Origin of the sequence: Solidesulfovibrio magneticus RS-1 (assembly GCF_000010665.1) — a bacterium.
GTDB classification, from domain to species: domain Bacteria; phylum Desulfobacterota; class Desulfovibrionia; order Desulfovibrionales; family Desulfovibrionaceae; genus Solidesulfovibrio; species Solidesulfovibrio magneticus.
Genome location: NC_012796.1, coordinates 123,370 through 141,929, shown reverse-complemented (window position 1 = coordinate 141,929; position 18,560 = coordinate 123,370). Strand labels below are relative to the sequence as shown.

The 18,560-nt window shown below is 52.8% G+C and carries 16 protein-coding genes and 2 pseudogenes; 9 read left to right on the top strand and 9 right to left on the bottom strand.

What is annotated here, in order from left to right:
* Positions 1-12: 12 nt before the first annotated feature.
* Together DMR_RS00560 and DMR_RS00555 are read right to left on the bottom strand one after the other, a co-directional pair.
* Positions 13-210: a hypothetical protein gene (locus DMR_RS00560; protein WP_012749730.1), complete on the bottom strand. Its 198-nt coding sequence runs from the start codon at positions 208-210 to the stop codon at positions 13-15.
* 40 nt (positions 211-250) lie between these two features.
* Positions 251-472 carry a hypothetical protein gene (locus DMR_RS00555; protein WP_043599778.1) on the bottom strand — a complete coding sequence of 74 codons (222 nt, stop codon included), beginning with the start codon at positions 470-472 and terminating at the stop codon, positions 251-253.
* A gap of 523 nt (positions 473-995) precedes the next feature.
* On the opposite strand from DMR_RS00555, the gene DMR_RS00550 reads away from it, so the two are divergent.
* Positions 996-1,331 carry a hypothetical protein gene (locus DMR_RS00550; RefSeq protein WP_012749727.1) on the top strand — a complete coding sequence of 112 codons (336 nt, stop codon included), beginning with the start codon at positions 996-998 and terminating at the stop codon, positions 1,329-1,331.
* An 830-nt stretch (positions 1,332-2,161) separates the two neighbouring features.
* Here the strand turns inward: DMR_RS00550 and DMR_RS00545 are convergent.
* Together DMR_RS00545 and DMR_RS25175 are read right to left on the bottom strand one after the other, a co-directional pair.
* The gene (locus tag DMR_RS00545; protein ID WP_012749725.1) at positions 2,162-2,587 is read right to left on the bottom strand and encodes a hypothetical protein; all 426 of its coding nucleotides are present in this window, start codon (positions 2,585-2,587) and stop codon (positions 2,162-2,164) included.
* 168 nt (positions 2,588-2,755) lie between these two features.
* Positions 2,756-4,846: a methyl-accepting chemotaxis protein gene (locus tag DMR_RS25175; RefSeq protein ID WP_012749723.1), complete on the bottom strand. Its 2,091-nt coding sequence runs from the start codon at positions 4,844-4,846 to the stop codon at positions 2,756-2,758.
* A gap of 705 nt (positions 4,847-5,551) precedes the next feature.
* Between DMR_RS25175 and DMR_RS00535 the strand changes: the two genes are divergently transcribed.
* Complete coding sequence (locus DMR_RS00535; protein ID WP_158304233.1) at positions 5,552-6,058, top strand: HXXEE domain-containing protein; 507 nt, start codon at positions 5,552-5,554, stop codon at positions 6,056-6,058.
* Between the two features lie 792 nt (positions 6,059-6,850).
* Here the strand turns inward: DMR_RS00535 and DMR_RS00530 are convergent.
* From DMR_RS00530 to DMR_RS00515, 4 genes are all read right to left on the bottom strand, one after another.
* Positions 6,851-7,252, bottom strand: a complete 402-nt coding sequence (locus DMR_RS00530) for a (R)-mandelonitrile lyase (RefSeq protein ID WP_012749719.1) — start codon at positions 7,250-7,252, stop codon at positions 6,851-6,853.
* Between the two features lie 77 nt (positions 7,253-7,329).
* A complete protein-coding gene (locus tag DMR_RS00525) occupies positions 7,330-8,571 on the bottom strand; it encodes an MFS transporter (protein ID WP_012749718.1) in 1,242 nt (413 codons plus the stop codon).
* A gap of 123 nt (positions 8,572-8,694) precedes the next feature.
* Positions 8,695-9,744 carry an alpha/beta hydrolase gene (locus tag DMR_RS00520; protein WP_012749717.1) on the bottom strand — a complete coding sequence of 350 codons (1,050 nt, stop codon included), beginning with the start codon at positions 9,742-9,744 and terminating at the stop codon, positions 8,695-8,697.
* 53 nt (positions 9,745-9,797) lie between these two features.
* Positions 9,798-10,985, bottom strand: coding sequence for an iron-containing alcohol dehydrogenase (locus DMR_RS00515; protein ID WP_043599775.1), 1,188 nt, complete (start codon positions 10,983-10,985; stop codon positions 9,798-9,800).
* Between the two features lie 174 nt (positions 10,986-11,159).
* Here DMR_RS00515 and DMR_RS00510 point away from each other — a divergent pair, with 174 nt between their 5' ends.
* From DMR_RS00510 to DMR_RS00495, 4 genes are all read left to right on the top strand, one after another.
* Entirely contained in the window at positions 11,160-12,038 is an 879-nt protein-coding gene (locus DMR_RS00510) for an AraC family transcriptional regulator (RefSeq protein ID WP_043599773.1), read from the top strand.
* A 643-nt stretch (positions 12,039-12,681) separates the two neighbouring features.
* Positions 12,682-13,179: a hypothetical protein gene (locus DMR_RS00505; protein ID WP_052278926.1), complete on the top strand. Its 498-nt coding sequence runs from the start codon at positions 12,682-12,684 to the stop codon at positions 13,177-13,179.
* 37 nt (positions 13,180-13,216) lie between these two features.
* Positions 13,217-14,572, top strand: coding sequence for a transposase (locus DMR_RS00500; protein WP_012749714.1), 1,356 nt, complete (start codon positions 13,217-13,219; stop codon positions 14,570-14,572).
* On the top strand, positions 14,527-14,925 hold the full coding sequence (locus tag DMR_RS00495) for a hypothetical protein (protein ID WP_193763670.1): 399 nt from the start codon (positions 14,527-14,529) through the stop codon (positions 14,923-14,925). The genes DMR_RS00500 and DMR_RS00495 overlap by 46 nt, the downstream gene beginning before the upstream one ends.
* Before the next feature lie 86 nt (positions 14,926-15,011).
* Here the strand turns inward: DMR_RS00495 and tnpA are convergent.
* A pseudogene (tnpA, locus tag DMR_RS22860) lies at positions 15,012-15,465 on the bottom strand (IS200/IS605 family transposase).
* 77 nt (positions 15,466-15,542) lie between these two features.
* Between tnpA and DMR_RS00485 the strand changes: the two are divergent.
* The 3 genes and pseudogenes from DMR_RS00485 to DMR_RS25170 all read left to right on the top strand — a co-directional run.
* A pseudogene (locus DMR_RS00485) lies at positions 15,543-15,764 on the top strand (transposase); the annotation flags it as partial.
* Between the two features lie 118 nt (positions 15,765-15,882).
* On the top strand, positions 15,883-16,890 hold the full coding sequence (locus DMR_RS00480) for a DUF1214 domain-containing protein (RefSeq protein ID WP_148208328.1): 1,008 nt from the start codon (positions 15,883-15,885) through the stop codon (positions 16,888-16,890).
* Between the two features lie 73 nt (positions 16,891-16,963).
* Positions 16,964-18,496 (top strand): hypothetical protein, encoded by a 1,533-nt coding sequence (locus tag DMR_RS25170; RefSeq protein ID WP_012749710.1) that lies wholly within the window; start codon positions 16,964-16,966, stop codon positions 18,494-18,496.
* The last annotated feature ends 64 nt before the right edge of the window (positions 18,497-18,560 follow it).

The window sequence follows — 18,560 nt, the reverse complement described above, 5'->3', positions numbered from 1 at the left end:
GCAAGTTCGCGGTTACTCGTAGAACTTCGGGTCGCCCTTGGTGACCTTGAGGTCCTTGAACCGGCTACGGACGTTCTTTTCTTCCTTTCGAATCGCATTACGAACATTGTCCCGACCAACAATCGCACCGCCGCCGTGGGCGATCATCTTGATGACCCCACCAGCCGCAGCACCTAAGGCAATTCCGGCGATGAATTCGAAAAGCATCATGTTCTCAACCTCCGTTTACGTGCGTTTACGGACCAGAACTTCAGTCGTTTTTCCTAGATGTTGCGACGATCTGGTCCAGGTATTCCCGAAAGCTAACGGCGAGCTGCGTGCCGATGTCTGCCCAGCGGCGCACAAAGACGGCTTGGACGCCAACGTCCGCCGCGCCCATGACGTCGAAGAGCTGTTCAATAGGGCGAAACCGCTGGATGATTTCTTCGGCCAGTTCGAGCGTCTTGTCGTTGGATTCGGCATCGGTCGGCACGCTCACCTCGTGATCTCGGGAATCGGGGCCAAGAGAGGATACCCTCGGGGCTACGCCGGGGTCACGGGGCAGGGGCCAAAGGCTGAGACATAGCAAGGAGCAAAGAGGTGGTGCATGTATACTTGTTGCTGACGGCCCCCTTAGCAGCCGACGATCAGCCTTTCAGCCAATAGGACGGAACCCGTCATTTCAAAGAATTAGTTTAAAGACATTAATTTATATCGATCAGAAAGAACAAGTAGACTTGCCAAAAACGATTACAACCTCGACGACAAAAACACCATTTCTGAGCCCGACGAACAATCCTAAGAACAACGATTGGCAGCCCTCGTGCACAGCCTCTCAGGCACAAACGCCTATCAATCAGAACTATGGAGCTTTAAATTCACTCCGCGTAAAATTTCCCCAAAACGATCACCATTATTTTCCAGCGACACATTTTAACCGTTTCTAATTTTTAGCTTGACGATTGTCGAACAAGCGATACTATCCCCAGAAATAAATATCGCTTGGAGGTCAAGACATGCCTATCGCAAAAGGCCAAAAGATCGAAGCCAAATATGACGGGGAAAAGCTTTACGGCCTTATTAAGGCTGGCAGCAATGAAGCCCAAATCATGGCCGAGCTTGGCATTCAGTCGAAACCGACTTTGAAGAATCATCTGCTCAAGCTCATGCAGGAAAAAAAGGAATACCTGGAAATTGCTGGCGCTTCGACCCGGACCAGAAGCAGCTCCCCGGTTTATCGCGGCAGGAAGATCGTGCTGACCGCTAACATGCTTGCTGGAATCGAGTTCGAGGAAGGGCAGAAATTTCGGATCGAGAAGAACGACGCCGGATTGATGCTGATCCCGGTGTAGCGCACGTCTGACTCATAAGACGAAGGAGAGGCCCAGCGTGGCTGTTGGGCTAGATTTCAGCGCTGGCTACCGCCCAGATCGTTCGCAACCTGGAGTAGCCCGGCCTGCTGACGCCGCTTGTCGTCGGATTTTCGCAGCCCACGCACCCGAGATGTCCGAAAGTCCATCCCAGACCGACATCCGGATATTCCTTCAGCCCTCCTGATGCAAAAAAGAAAGGCCCCGACGGTACAGGTCGGGGCCAGTAATGTTACGTTGCGTAGAAAGACTTATGGGTTGACGATTGCGCCTCGACTATGAACGTAGAGCTAGTGTTTGCCACACATGCAGCTTGCCAGATTTCATTTTTTACTGGCCTTCAAGTGCTCTACTGCGAGGAAGACTCTCCGACAATTGATTCACCCATTGGCATCGCCTCCGCTAGGGTTGCTCACAACCTTCACTAGGGACACGACTAACATATAGGCTCGCGGCCCAACGCTGTCTAGTGCTTTTTTGAGGTGGCTTCGAAAGAATTGCTTTGAATTCAGGCAGGCGGGAAAAAGCTCAGCAAGTTCGCTGAGAAATATGTGCGCATTGTCTGGCGATGGCCCAAGCCCACGGGGAAATCGGACTTTCACCCTAGGGGGTCCACCCTGGAGCGAGGAAGGCCCGGGGGGAAAAGGTTCCAGGACCAGGGGAACGGCCCAGGAAGGGGGTGTAGGGCGCGAATACAGGGGGTGTCCGGGCCGGCGACCGGGGGAGAGGATAGGCCCATGAAAAAGGGGGCTACCCGGTGCATGGGCAACCCCCGTCACATCAGAAAAACCGGACAAATCTTGCCGGGCTGGTTACTTCTGGCGCTTAGCGATTCCAATAGCGACAACACTGTCCGTTGCCTTCACATGACGATAAACAATTTCAAGCGTATCTTTATTGGTAATTTTGCAATCAAAGAAACCATCGGTATCTGAGGCATACATATATTTTCCGTCAGGAGTGATCATTGCGATAAACTTTTCTGATCCACGGGCAGAAGTGTACGTCCCTGACACAAATCGATCTTCTTGAGTCGTAATGTCCATCAGCCCTTTAAGAACCTTCTGACCCGCAGTCCAATGGGTTTCTTTCCCTTCCTTTTCAGCATTGAGCATCATCCCACCTGATGACTCTACGCTCCATTTTCCAATAAGCGTAGGTATTTTCCCGCCAGCCCAGGCAATAGATGAAGTAAGAATCAATGCGAAGAAAAACCCAAAAGCGACCTTAAGTTTCATACTGTGTTCTCCTGGCAGGTAGATGGTGCATGCTGACACAGAGCGACAATCCCACTTCGGCTACACAATCAAGGATTTCCCTAACAATTGAATATTCCCACAAAAAAAACGCAAGGGCAAGAAGCAGATCCGCCTTAACGCTACGCAACATTAAGCCTACAGAAACATTTACTTTAAAGCCAACTTCGTGCGCGCTCCAATCTTGCTTGCAGGAGCCTCCGTGCCACCACCCTCGTCTTTCATCTGGTCAATCAAACTCTTGAGCACCTGAGCTTGGTGAGCGAGTTCACCAACAGCCTGTGCTGATTGCCTCATTGCATCAGAAGTCTCTGATGAAATCCGGTTGACGTCTTCGATGCTTCGGTTGATCTCTTCACTGGCTGCTGATTGCTGCTCGGACGCTGTTGCGATCGACCGGACTTGGTCGGTCGTCAGGTCAACGAGGGATACAATCTCGTTCAGGGCCTCACCGGATTTGCCAGCTAAACCCGTCGCAATATCGATCTTTATAACAGCGTGATCAACGTTGGATATATTTTTACGTGCGCCCTCTTGAATTCCACGAATTGCATCTCCAACTTCTTTGGTGGCTGTCATTGTCTTTTCAGCAAGCTTACGAACTTCATCGGCAACGACCGCAAAGCCTCGGCCAGCATCACCAGCACGGGCTGCTTCGATGGCGGCGTTAAGTGCAAGTAGGTTTGTCTGGTCCGCTATGTCCGAAATGACGTTGAGAATCTGCCCGATTTCTTCGGCTTGTTTGCCGAGAGCAGTCATATCTGTTTTGAGTTCAAGGGCTGACGCCTGAACTTCTCCGATTCCCTTAACCACTTGGGTGACAACCTGGGAACCATCTTCCGCTTTATGCTTTGCCTTGTCGGCAGTTCCAGCAGCCCGAGAAGCGTTCTTTGCAACTTCAAGGACCGACGCGTTCATTTCTTCCATGGCGGCGGCGGTTTCACTCGCTCGGTGCGATTGCTCTTCGGAACCTCGGCTCGACTGCTCGATCTGGGCAGAAAGTTCTTCGGAGGCGGAAGTGACTACCTCGACGATACCTTCCAACTGGTGTGCAGCTTGAAACATGCCTTCAGCTTTAGCACGTTCAGCTTCAGCTTTGGCTGCTTCGGCATCAGTCATGGCCAGCCGTGCTTTTTCGGTCTCTTCGGCAGCCTTACATAAGGCAGCTTCCGCTTCTGCGATCTTGCCTTTAAGAGCTTCGACCATGTTCTCCATGGATTTTGCTAAATCGCCGATTTCATCATTAACTTCGACGTCGAGATTTGCAGTATAATCTCCTGACTCTACCTTACGAGCAAAAGTCGCCAAACGTAAAACTGGGTTTGTAAATTTTTTAGAAGCAAGATAACCTGCCATAGCCAGAAAAGCCATAGCAACAAGGCAAACATATAGGATATTTAAGAATGCGACCATCTGCTGATCTTTGACTACCGACATATCTTTTCCTAAAAAGAACATCCCAACTGGCTTCCCATCGTTATTGAAAAACGGCCAATATGCAGCCATATATGGCCGGTTAAATAACGTAATCTTTGTCAAGTACGGCTCTTTTCTTTCCATCACACGCTCGATGACACTTTTATTGTCAAGAGTTGTTCCAGCTGCCCGTTTACCATCAACAATTATAGTGGTAGATTCGCGAACGTTGCCATAAAATATCGTCGATTCTGCATCTAGCAATTTTTTAAGACTGTCTACAAACGCATCATTTTTAGAAATATTCATTCCTACAATGACTGCACCAATAATTATGCCGTCTTTTTGCACAGGAGAGGAAGCCCGCAGTGAGACCTTGACTACTTTCCCGGGTTCGAATGTGCTACAACTTAATCCACTCAAAGCTTTGATAACGCATTCTTGCTCTGCAATGCTATCCCCAAAGGTGTCATCGTGGCCCCTTGCGAGCACCTTGCCATTGTTGTCAACGAAAACAATGAAATCAGTTTGACCAGACTTCATCAGGTCTTGGCCTAGCTTTTTAAGCAGTGTATGATCAGCTGTCGCCACACCATTTATGACGTTTGGTCTTACGCTCTGAGCTTGGGCCAACCCCTTGTAGCCTGTATTGAGTCGATCTATTAAATCTTGTGTTACTTTCATGTCTGAATTGATAACTTCAGAAAAAGTTTTTTCGAAGCCTTGCCCTACTGAATAATAAGACGCTATCAAGGCAGATGTGCCGCTTATAAGCACTGATGCCATAACAAGAACGACTAATTTGAATGATATATTGATGCGCACTTCTCACCTCCGGGTTCTTGATATCTTGGAGTGGGCTGCGAGGTGGACTCCGGTACATATAGGTTCATTTTGTACCGAAGGGATTGGCTTTGGACAATCGGAAAATCGCCCTAACTGTGTTGCTAGCAGTTGAGGGAAGGACGGGATTGGCCCAGGAGACCAATCGAGCCAGGTAAAAAGCAGAACCGGGGAAATCGGGCTTTGGCCCTAGGGGGGCCACCCTGGAGCGGAACCAGGCCCGGGGAGACCAATCCCCCAATCCCAGGGGAACGGCCCAGGAAGGGGGCCTACCGCGCGATTCCAGGGGGTGTCCGGGCCGGCGGACGGGGGGAGAGGGCGGGGCAGGTCCAGGAAAACCAACGGGGGCGGGTAGAAACCGATCCCCTGCGACTCTCTCCGGCTGTTTCCGAGTCAAACCCCGCGTCAGTGCTCGCTCATGCAGAAAATGGTTAGCGGCCCTCGGCACCTTCATCACTTGTCTTTCATTTATTTTCGGGGGTACACTTGAAATATCCAAATGCCCGACTGGGAGGTATCAGACGAGCAGGCCAGTGTTTCCCAATCCTCTAGCCGCAGAAGGAAGTAAGCATAATGGACTACGGCAGAATCAATCACTTCTGGCAAAGTATAAATCTGCTCGTTGCTCCGATTTTGCTTACCCTTCTGATCCTATTCAAAGATCACATGTCCCCGTGGATGTGGCTCATGGCTATCCATCTGCCAATCTTAATGATTCACGAAATCGAGGAATACGTTCTTGCACCAGAGGGCTTTAAGGAATTCATCAATAAGCGCTCCCCGTTAGGTACCGGCAATGATCCCGATTATCCGTTGGACGAGGCCTACGTCTTTCAGGTGAATATCCTAATCGCTTGGCCACTGATCATTCTCGGGACTTTTCTGGCTAACGTCGCTCCGTGGGTAGGTATGTCAATGATCTGGTTCCAGATCATCATCAACAACGTGATGCACACGGTCGGCTTCCAGCAAGGCAAACCAACTTACAATCCGGGCCTACTCACGAATTGCCTCATCATCGTGCCTTACTGCGTTTACGTAATATACGAAGCGTTTGGATTCTTTCGCTGGTACGACTGGGGAATGTCGCTCCTGCTTGGCGTCGGCATCACCCTCCTTCTGATGAAAAAGACGTTTGGACGTCTAGCTGCATACAAAGCCGTCACGAATACCACTGACAAGCAAACCACGTAAATTCTAAGTGTTGCATCAAACTTGCCGGCGCATAGGGTGACATTTGGTCCAGTGGGCGACACGGGGCAGGACCAGGAAGACCAACCGCCCCCGGCAAAATCCCAACCCATGCGACTCAATTGGCCAGTTCCTGCGGCACTTTCTCAGGCAGGGTCAGTCAAAACCACCGCCGGCGAAAAATGGGGCAAGAAATTTTTCAGGGGATGCACCCCAAAAGTCCAAATGTCCAAAATGGGGGGGGATCGCTTGAAAATCCCCCAAGCGACCGTGGTTTCTTTTCTTATGCAACCACGCATAAAATATGGGAATTATTTTTGGCAGGAGCGAAAGAGACGGAGGGGGAGGCGACCTCTTGAAAAAAATTCAAGCGACCGTGGAATGGTTTCTTGGTCTAACAGGTGGGCTGGCAAATGGTTCTGCCCTGGTACATACCCGCCAAACCCTAGTGTTGGCGCGCGTTGGCGCTTAGGCAAAGAAAAAGGGGTCACCGATTTCTCGGTAACCCCTTGGCATGCTTCGTGGTGGAGCTGGAGGGAATCGAACCCACGACCTCTTGAATGCCATGCCAGCAGCCCATTGAAATAATTACAGTTTTTAAAAAAATTTGAGGGTAGCCACAGCGTCTTTGTTGGCTCCTGCCAACAGTCACCAGTAGGTCTTTGGCGCATCAGCCAACATACCGCCAACGGACAGCCAACGGGTAGCCAAAGCGTCTGTGGCTCACCTGCCAACGGTCATGTTGGCGAGACAGCTAACGATCCCCATCAGCAGGTTCTTTTCTGTTTCTTAAACCTATTTTGCATTGTACTGGTCGTCGGTTACTTTTTCCAGCCACTCCACCGCGACGCCGTCCTGTTCCTCTTGGAGCGCAATATGCGTCATGCTTGTTGTCGAGGCTGCTCCGTGCCAGTGCTTCTCTCCAGGTTCAAACCAAACTACGTCGCCGGGCCTGATTTCCTTGATGGGCCCGCCCTCCCGCTGGACCAAGCCTAATCCGGCAATCACGATAAGCCGTTGCCCTACCGGATGGGTGTGCCAAGCCGTTCGCGCGCCCGGCTCAAAGGTAACGCTGCCGCCGGTCATTCGTGAAGGTTCAATGGCCTTCAAAAACAGTGGATCAATGCGAACCTCGCCGGAAAACCAATCCGATGGTCCCTTGAAACTGGCTTGAGATCCGATCCGAGTGATGTTCATTTGTATGTCCCTCTTTTTTGAACTGCATAATCAAACTACAATGCGTTTTGGGGCACAAGTAGCTTACCCCAATAGTCTTAGGCGAGCCGGCCGGTGTCCTTCGCATAGAGGGAAAAGCTGACCTTGATCAGGATTGAGGCGATAACAAGAAATCCGGCCGCAGCCAGAAAGATGCCCTGAATACCGCTCCGATCGAAGATGAAGCCTCCGATGGCGGCTGCCCCGCCGATGGAGAACTGGATGGAGGCGACCGACAATCCGCCCGCCATCTCAGCCCGGTCAGCGAGAGTACGTGTTATCCATGAAGACCAGCCGACCGGCATGAACCCCCAGAGAAATCCCCACAAGACCACCAGCGGGATGCTTGCCCGCAGGAATCCGTCAGTCAGGTAAAGCAGGACGGCCACCACCGCGAGGACACCCTGCAGGAGAATCATACAGCTTCTGAACTGCCGGTTGAAAAGCAATCCGGCAGCAAACGTGCCGACACAGTTGGCTACCCCGAAAACACCCAAAACGATTGACAACGTGTTCGGGCGCAAGAAGAGATCAAGCTCCAGAAATGGTCTCAGGTAGGTAAAAAAGACGTTATAACCGCCGAAGCTGAAAATGGTGGCGAGGATGCCCAGAAGGACCCAATCCTGACGAAAGAGTCTGAGCATACCACGGAAATCATTGCTCTTGTCGGACGAAAGCGAAGGCAAGGAAACAAATTGCCAGACAAGCCCGACTCCCCCCAGCAATGCCTCAAGGTAAAACACGTTTCTCCAGCCAAGGAGATGACCAAAATAGCTGGCGACCGGCAATGAAATGATGGTCGCACCCGCCACCCCGGCGTAGATGATGCTCAAGGCGCGTGGGACATAATTTATCGGCACAAGTTGCAAGGTCACCGCAGCCGACATCGACCAGAATCCGCCCACACAGATACCGAGCAGGCCGCGACCAATCAGCATAATCGGATAATTAGGCGCGACGGCGACCAGGATATTGGAGACGAGGAGCATTGAAGAGAACGCCAACAGGATATGCCGCCGATTGACCCCCTTGGTCAAAGGAGCCAGCAGGAGGCTTGTCAGAACGGCGAATATCCCAACAACCGTCACGGTCTGCCCAGCCATGCCTTCCGTGATGGCGAGATCGCGCGCGATGGGAGTCAGAAGGCTGATGGGAATGAACTCCGCAGCGACCAGACTTGTCACCCCGACGAACAAGGAAAACACCGCAGACCAGTTGGCAGTCCTGTTGTAGAAGAGAGCTTGTTGTGAGCACATGAAATCAGTTACCCGCTTTATGCTCATGATCTGATGAAGCATCATGCGCTTATTGCTTTAGCGTTGTCGCTGCACTTTTAAAAAAATAGCGGGAACACCATGCGAACAAGGAGTTCCCGCCATGCTTGCGTCAATCTCATATCGCTAGAAACGAACGAATGACTCCCGTTATTGCAGCGATTTATTGAAGAAAGTGTTCAATTTATCCCAAGGAATGAGACCAACGCGGTCGTAGAGGTCCACATGCCCGGCACCTTTGACGATCACGAGTTCCTTCGGTTCGGCGGCCAGCTTGTAAGCCTCTTCGCTGAACTCAATGGAATGCGCATTTTCCCCGGCAATAAACAGCATGGGACGGGGAGAAATCGTCTCGATGTCGTTGAACGGGTAGAAGTTCATGAACTTCACGTTGCTGGTCAGGGTGGGATGTGTCGTCAGCTTCGGCGATGAGCCTTCAGGCGTAACTTCTCCCCTCGGAGTGCGGTAGAACTCATAGAATTCAATCTCAATCGGATGCGATTTTTCAGTAATCTCGTGCACAGTCCCGCTGGTGTACTTGGTCTCGCCTCCGGTGAACTCCACATAGCGCTGCTCAGCCGCTTCTTCGAGGACTCGCTTCCTCTGCTCAAGGGTCATGGAATGCCGCAGCGCATTACGGTTGGCAGCCCCCATGTCATACATGCTGACGGTGGCAATAGCCTTCAGGCGAGGGTCGATCTTGGCCGCGCTGATGGCGAAGCTGCCGCTGCCGCAAATACCGATGACACCTATCCGCTCCCTGTCGATGAACGGTCTGGTCCCCAGATAATCCACCGCCGCGCTGAAGTCCTCGGCATAGATGTCCGGCGAAACGGCGTTTCGCGGCTGGCCTTCACTCTCTCCCCAGAAGGACAAGTCCAGGGACAAGGTGACGAATCCCTGTTCAGCCATCTTCGTGGCATACAGATTCGCGCTTTGTTCCTTCACTGCGCCCATGGGGTGCCCCACGATGATCGCTGGATATTTCTTGTTCGTATCCAGGTTTTTGGGCGTAAAAAGATTCCCCGCGACCTTCATTTTATATTGATTGTCGAATGTTACTTTCTGGACATCCACCGTCTTGCTTTTGTAAAAATTATCCGCGTCCCTGGGCTTGGTTTGAGCAAAAGCGGTTGAGCCGACAGCTGTCAGCATGCCCATAATAAAAACCACCATGCACCATTGTGTAAGCATACGCATCTCAGCTCTCCTTCTCGTCAGAATATTCCATTTTGTCGCCACGCATAGGTCCGTTACACAGCGGCCTTGAACACTTCTACGATATCCGCTTCGCTCATCGCCGGTCGCCCTGGCAGCTTGCCGTCTGCATCGTGGATGATCTTCAGGGTGTCCTTGGCATAGGTCTCGAACAGTTCACTGCCGATGCCGAGTTCGGAGAACCGCGTGGGGCAGCCAATAGCCCGCAGGAATGCCTCGAAACGGTCTATCCCTTCCAGTGCGCAATCGAGGTCCGTTGTGGATTTGGCCTTGAGACCGAAAACACGCTCGGCGAACTGAACGAACTTGGCGGAATTGGCCCTAGCAGCGAAGCGCATCCACGCCGGGTTGATCACTGCCAAGCCTGCCGCGTGGGTGACGTCATGGTAAGCGGAGACCGTGTGCTCAAGCATGTGCACGGGGTACATGGGGTTGGTGCCGGCATGGACCCAGCCGTTAAGGGCAACCAGGGCCGCCCACTGCACCTGGGTTCGTGCTTCCAGGTCATTGCCGTCGGCGATGGCCTTGGGCCCCCATTCCATGGCGGCAAGGATGACGCCCTCGGCGAAACGGTCCTGGAGGGGCGTACCGTCAATCCCATTACAGTAGGCCTCGGTCACATGGGTAATGAGATCGCAGACGCCGAACGCCGTCTGGTCCTTGGGCACGCTTACCGTCAGCTCAGGATCAACGATGGCGATGCGAGGAAAAAGACAATCCGCCACGAGGAACGACTTTACCTTGGTTTCCTCATTGGTGATAACCGCCCCGTTATTCATCTCGGAACCGGTTGCCGCCAGGGTCGGGATGGTTATAAGGGGCAAGGCTTCACTGGGAATGTGCCACTTTTCCTGGCCGTGAAGGATCATGTCCCAGGGGTTGCCATCGTAAAGGACAGCGGCTGCAATGACCTTCGAGGCGTCCATGGTGCTGCCGCCGCCTAGCGCGATGACCATGTCGCACGCCTCCTGCCGGGCGATTTCAGCCCCTCTGACAACTGAAGTGATGCGCGGGTTGGGCTCGATACCCGAGCATTCAGCGATGGAGACGCCGGCGGCTTTGAGGGTCGCGACGGTTCGATCAAAAACCCCGCTCCGCTTGACGCTGCCGCCCCCCGTGACAAGCAAGGCCTTTTTGCCAAGCCGGCTGGCAGCTTCACCAATCCGGAAAAGTGAACCTGCTCCAAAAATGAGCCGCGTCGGGTTTTGAAATTCAAAATTCATACGAATCTCCAGGTGTTTCGTTTTCTGTTCCGCCGTATCTACTGCGGCAAAGACTTGCCTTGAACACCTGATCCTCTCAAAATGATGCCTATTCCTCTTCAGACTCCTCATTCCGGTTGAATTCTTGCCGTGAATGGTATCCAAGATAAGAAGACATTGCCGGAGGCCATGCAAATGCCAAAAATTGTCGAATTACTTGGAAAATTTCAGATAACCGACGGCGGGGCAACGGAATCGAGACTTACCGGGGTGCGGTTTTTTAAAGACACACAGCCCGTTCCCCGAAGGCCAATGCTGTACAATCCTGGAATCTGCATCGTCGCCCAAGGCCACAAGATAGGCTATCTGGGGGGACACACGTTTCGTTATGACGCCGACAATTATCTTGTGACTTCTGTGGCCATGCCTTTTGAATGCGAAACGTTCGCAAGCCAGGACGACCCGCTACTTGGCCTCTACATCGATATTGACATGGCCCAGCTTCATGATTTGATCGGCCAGATGGCCCTTCAAGAGGAGGTCGGCAAACTGGGAGAGAATGATTTTCCACTGGGGATCGGACCGTCCACCATGGATGAGGACATGAGGGACGCGGTCATCAAGCTGCTCAAAGCCCTCTGGACTGAGACTGAAGCAAAAATTTTAGCGCCAGGTCTAGTTCGGGAAATATACTACCGCGCTCTTCGTGGAACACAAGCTCCTGTGCTCTATTCCTTGGCGAGGGGAAACGGTTCATTTGCTCAGGTAGGGCGAACGATCAAGATGATGCAAAGCAACTATTCAAAAAAGTTAGAGATAGAAGACTTGGCAACTACAGCCAACATGAGCGTTTCAGCTTTTCACAAGGCGTTCAAGGAGATTACCTGCGACTCGCCACTTCAGTACTTAAAGAAAATTAGACTTTCGAGAGCCAGAGACTTGATTGTGCAGCAAAAAGCGAAGGCTTATATGGCCGCCAGCGAGGTAGGATATGAAAGTCCGTCCCAATTCAGTAGGGAATTCAAGCGCTACTTCGGGCATAGCCCGGCCGACTTGATGCGTGAGGTCCGTTAATTCGCAAGTAATAGTGCAACGGTTTCAAGCTGGCCCTTCCGATCGCTTGAACCCCTCTCAAGCAATCCCCTCTCAAATTTACAAAATTTTTCAAATAAAAACATATAGATAAAAACAAAACAGGGGATCGCTGGAATTTTAGTCAAGAGGTCGGGGGTGGGCGAAGGATCGCTTGAATAGAGCATCAAGTGTCCGAAAACGCGTCTTTTTCAAGCACCTGATATGACTAACGATTAGTCAGGAGCGCGCCTGAATGCCATGCCAGCATACCATTGAAATCATTAACTTTTTTCAAAAATTTGGCGAGCAGCCACAGAGCCTTTGTTGGCTCCTGCCAACAGTCACCAGTAGGTCTGTGGCGCATCAGCCAACAGGCTGCCAACGGGTAGGCAAAGCGTCTGTGGCTCGCCTGCCAACGATCGTGTTGGCGCGACAGCCAATCTTTAAAGCTGAGTGTGATTACCCTGTGTACGCTTCGACACGATCACTCCGCAATTAAATATAGCCTTCCAGGTTCTACAGCGTGAGCCAGCGACCGATCCGTGAGGCTCTCATGACTTGCAATAAAACATTTTATATAGTAGACCAATAAAGCGTTGGTTTGATAAATAACTTTTCACAATTTAACAGGAACACAGTCTGAATGAAAATTTTTAAAACATACTGCCTGATTGCTGTCATATTATTACTTTTTACAGCAAAAATTGTTTTTGCCCAACCTCCACTTAAGGAGTGCGTTTATGGAGACTTCCGCTGGACAATCGCCCCCTATGGGTGGCTTACGGGTATTTCCGGCAAGGTTGGAGCCCGAGGCTATACGACTTATGCAGACGTTTCGTTCGCGGATTTGTCAAAGTACTTGAACCTCGCCGCCATGCTCCATGCCGAGGTTACCTACAACAACACGTTTGGCCTTTTTACTGACTTCAATTATTCACTCCTCGGTGACCAGGCATCCGGCAAACGGGTGTCCCTGGACGGAAAATCTCATCTGATCCTGACGGATGTTGCCGCCTTCTATCGTGTCGGAACCGTCCCTCTGGGCAGGACGCAAACCGCATCCGTTGATTTTGACCTGCTCGGGGGAGCCAGGATCTGGAACATGGCGCTTACCAGCGTGTTGAAAAACTCCGCCAAGTGACCGAGAATCCAGCCATCGCGGTTCCGGAGGTGATCTGATGGGGCTTGGCCGTCAGGGTGATCAGCAGGGGACGATGTATCTGGCCTGGGATGAGATTCCTCGGTCTCGTGGGCACGCTTTTTACGATCGTCTCCAGCAGACTCTCCGGAAAGCCGCCTTCGATGGTTTCGCCGAGAAGCTGTGCAAGCCCTTCTATTCCGACAAGGGGCGTCCCTCCATTCCGCCTGGCCGGTATTTTCGGATGCACCTCGTGGGGTATTTCGAGGGCATCGACAGCGAGCGCGGCATTGAGTGGCGCTGCGCCGATTCGCTTTCCCTCCGGGATTTTCTCCAGCTTTCGCCCAAGGAGTCTGTGCCGGATCATTCCTCGCTCAGTCGGACACGGTCCCGTCTGCCGCTGGCGACCCACCAAGAGGTTTTCACCTGGGTTCTCAAGGTGCTCAGCAAGGATGGCTTGGTCCTTGGAGGCCGCATTGGCGTGGACGCTTCGACCATGGAGGCCAACGCGGCGCTCAAAACCATCGTGCGCCGGGACACGGGTGAGAGCTACCGCAAGATGCTCCTGCGCATGGCTAAGGAGAGCGGCATCGACTCTCCGACGGATGAGGATCTGGCTCGCATGGACCGCAAGCGCGTCGGCAAGACGCTTTCGAACAAGGACTGGCAGTCGCAGGTCGATCCCGAGGCGAAGATCGCCAAGATGAAGGATGGCCGAACGCATCTGGCGTACAAGCCGGAGCACGCGGTGGACCTGGACACCGGCGCGGTCGTGGCGGTCGAGGTGCATGAAGCGGACAAGGGGGACACTTCGACTCTGCAAAAGACGCTGAAAGCCGCTCAAGAAAGTTTGCGACGGGTCACTTCCACACCGCCATGCCCGGACGATCCTGCGGAACTGGTCGCGGACAAGGGCTATTTCTCCCGGGATGTCCTCAAAGACCTGGACGGAGGGCCATGGCGGACGAGAATCGCCGAACCCAAGCGCAACGGCCTGAACTCCTGGCGTGGCGATCATGAGGCGCGGCGCGCCGTGTACAACAACCGAATCCGGATATCGTCGATGGTCGGGAAGGCCATGGGAAAACAGCGGACGGAACTGGTCGAAAGAAGCTTCGAGCATACGCTGGACCGGTCTGGCGGTATGCGCCGGGTCTGGCTCCGGGGACGGGAGAACATCCAGAAACGGTATCTGCTCCATGTGGCCGGTTTCAATCTCGGCCTGCTGATGCGGGTCAAGACCGGCCATGGCACCCCCAGGGGCTGGGCCAGTGCCTGGCTTGCGCTCATTTGGCCCAATCAGCATCCCTCAATGGCCTATTTGGCCATCGTCATGGTGGTCGAAGGACGATGCTGTGGAATCATGCCCATCGCCGTCATCTGCGGGGGAGAATAGCCGGAAACAGCTTTTTGCAACGGCCTGTTACCCTCGATGGCGACACACGTCGCAACAGCCGCACTGTTTCCAAATCCATAACCTGGGCTGACCCGATTGTCGGGACCAGGGCCGTCTTTCACTTTACGGATAAATGGCAGATGAGCCTTCGTGGAGGCGTGGGAGGCTTTTCGGTCAGTTCGGTCTTGACCTGGGATACAACGGCCGTCATTGGCTACACTTTTTGGGAGCATGGTACGTTCTGGGCCGGCTATCGGGCGGTTGGCGACAACTACACGAGCAACGGGAAAAACGCGTTCAAATTCGATGCGGTTCTTCATGGCCCCATCATCGGTCTGGCGTTCACCTTTTAAGAAAATCAGCGCCAATTTAGATGTCAGGGCACTAAACAACCACCAGCTGAAGCTGGTGGGTTTGAACCAGCGGACTGAAAGTCCAGCTATTGACCGGCAGGCTTCGCAGCCGGTTGCTCAACCTCGAAGGTGTCATTGGGGTCTCGCTCAAAATGATGTGCAAGGTACTCCTGGATCATTTCTTTGGTAAGCTCACCTGCTGTGACGCAGAAGTATCCTCGCGCCCAGAAATGTCGTCCCCAGTACCTTTTCTTCACCATGGGAAATTCTTCAAATATTTTACTGGACGTTCTCCCTTTGATGCGCCGCATGATTTCAACCGGCGCAATCTCAGGGGGAGCTGAAACAAATATGTGGACATGGATCTTTGCTGACAACGCCTCGCAGTTTTTGAATCTCAAACCGTTCGCAGACTTGGCGCACCAGATCACGGACTCGCACGGCAAGGTCGCCCTGAAGAACCTGGTAACGATATTTCGTTACCCACACAAAATGGTACTCGACCTTGTACTTGGCGTGGCTGCCACGGCGGTAGTCCATGCCAGCTTTCTTAAAGCAACCGCTAGCTGAAAGCTACCCGGCTGAAGCCGGGGGTTTTAACCTTAATTCGGACGAATAAAAAAGCAATCTACACGACAAACGCCATCGAGTCGCTTAACATGTCACTTCGTAAGGTCACCAAGAATCGTGGGCATTTTCCCAGTGACGAAGCGATGTTCAAGTTGCTCTATCTGGCCTTGAAGAATATTGCGAAGAAATGGACTCTGCTTATCAGAGACTGGAAGTCAGCATTGAATCAGTTTAGCATTATGTTTAACGATAGGTTGCCGACCTTCTGAATCAGGGAAAAGCATCTACATATAGAATACACCGTTCTAACCAGTTACGAATTATGGGCAGTTGGCGCCACCGCCAGCAGTTTCGGAATGACCGCGTTACTCAATGAGGAGGTTAATAATGAAGTTCAGTTTCAGACATTTGCTGCTTGTTAACGCTCTTCTAGTTCATTCGGCAGTCTACGCTGCGGAACCCGTCACGGTCGACAACTTCGTCCGTGCAGAGTCCGACATGACCATCGCCCGTTACGCCAAGCAAGGAGCGTTTGGCAAGTTCCTGCACATTCGCCAACCCACGCCAATCGACAAACAGGACGTCATCCGCATGAACCGCGACACGCTCTACTCGGCTGGTGTCTTCGACCTTACCGAGCAAGTTACAATCATAAAGCCGGACTCCAAAGGGCGGTTCCAGTCGATGATGGTCATCAACGAGGATCACTCGATACTTCCCGTTGAGCATGGCGCTGGCGAGTTCACATTGACGAGGGAAAGAGTCGGGACGCGCTACGCGATAGTGCTCTTCCGCACATTCGTCGATGCGAATGATCCACAGGACATCAAGGCCGCCAACGCCATGCAGGACAAGATTGCCGTGCGGCAGAAGAACACGGGAACGTTCGAGATTCCAGATTGGGATGAGGCGTCGCTGAAAAAGGTTCGTGATGCGATCAACGTTCTCGCGGAGACCCGAACCAGTGCCAAGGGCATGTTTGGCGACAAGGCTAAGCTCAACCCGATCAGTCACCTGCTGGGCACGGCTTTCGGTTGGGGTGGAAATCCTGAAGAGGCCGCCGTCTATGACAACGTCGTGCCGACGAAGAACGACGGCATGACGCCATACCGTATAACCGTGAAGGACGTGCCGGTTGACGGTTTCTGGTCCATTACCGTTTACAACAAGGCGGGCTTCATGGAGAAGAACGACCAGAACGTCTACTCCTACAACAACGTGACGGCGATGAAAAACGCAGATGGGAGCATCACGATCAACTTCGGCGGTGGCCTCAAAGCCATCAATAATCTGCCGATATCTCCCGGTTGGAACTACATTGTGCGCATGTACCAGCCGAAGCAGGAGGTCATTAACGGTTCCTGGAGCTTCCCTATAGCACAGCCCTCCGAGTGATGGGCGAAGTCCACGAGTATAGCAACGAGTACATAAACCACCGCCGCGCGGCGGAAAACAAAAGGAGGAGAGCATGAAGATAGTTAAATCGATGACCCTACTGGCACTTGCGCTGCTGGGTGCCGTGACGCCGACTCTGGCCGAACAGAACGTTGCCCTGAAGGACCCTTGCCCGATCAAGATTGAGAACTGGCGCGGCAAGCCCTTCTACGAAATTCTGTTCATGAACCGCAAGGACGACGGCAGGGGGGTCGGTTACTACTACAACTCTCTGGGCAAGGAATTTGAGGCAACCGACGAGGTGATGGACGCCCGCTTCCGCGCGCTGAATGCCGATACCTTGAAAAAGGAGTACGGGAGCGATGGCATCCTCTTCAATGGCCCGCGCCGTCTGGTGACGAACGGCATAACTGGGATGGCCTGGGATGGCTGCAAGGAGAGGGTGATCACCACGATACCCTTACGCGTTTTGGGTATCTTCGAAACCCCTGACCTCAGCAAGGCTGTTTCCGGAACGTTGCCTGCTTACGAGGTGCTGGTTTCCAAACGTAGCAATACCTTCAGCTTCAATGCGGGCGAAACGGTGTATGAGTTGATCACTCCAGAGGGCGCCGTATACACGATGTTCAGTCTGTCCCTGAAGAAGGACACCAATAACACCATCGAGAACCTGCCCACGCTGGGCAAGCGCCTGACCTTGCCGCAGGGCTGGCAATTCAGATCACGCAAGTTGGACAAGGATATGATGCTGACGTCCACCGCCGATTCCGATCCGCCCAACACCATCGTTCTCGACGAGCTTGATGGCAACTATCAGTACAACGCTGGTGCCAGCGCTAATGCCGAACAGAAATCCTATGTCGCAGGGGCCTTTGCACCGCAAACATCCACTGCGGAACCCAAGGTGCTTCGTGACGGCGAAGGTGCCAAATCCATACGTATCGATAATTTGCACAAAGTACGTTTCGCCGAGATCTTTCTTGCCCACCGCGATGCGAAGACGGGGAAGATGGTTGCGGAGTGCTACAACACGAGTCTTGCCCCCAATGCCGTTCCCGCTTCGAAGGACACGGCCCCGCAGGGGTGGGCTAAGGGCCTCAATTTCAACAAGATGAAGAACAAGTTCGGAGTCCTGGGTGCGTCGTTTAATGGCCCGAAGCTCTGGATGCCCGATTGGATTGAAACCCTGAATGGCGTCGTAAGGGACTTCAATGGCCGCAACGTTCCCTGGGTCGGCCGACTGGACATGGGCGACAACGCGGGTGGCGTATCAGAGTCCACGCCCTACAAACCCGTAACCATCGCACGAGGTGACATCGGTTGGTACAAGGGTACTACAGCATTGCTGCTTGATGATGCGGAAGGCAACACATGGATCATGAAGGGGTTTCAGGTCGGTCTGAAGCCGGCATACACTTTCGAGCAATTCGTTGCCGCAGGGCAAAGCCAGTTCAAGAAACTGCCGCCGGGCTGGAAGTTTCGTATCAAAGTCCTGGATAAGGACTTGACAGAGAGGCCCGAAGGCGGCGTGGCCACGATTATGGTCGACGAGTTCTTCAACGTGTATGACAAGACCGGGCCGGGCATGAGCAACTACAAGCCGTAGGCATTCGACAAATTAACTGCGGAACCGAATCGGTTCACTTTGTCTGACTGAGGGTATCAGCAAT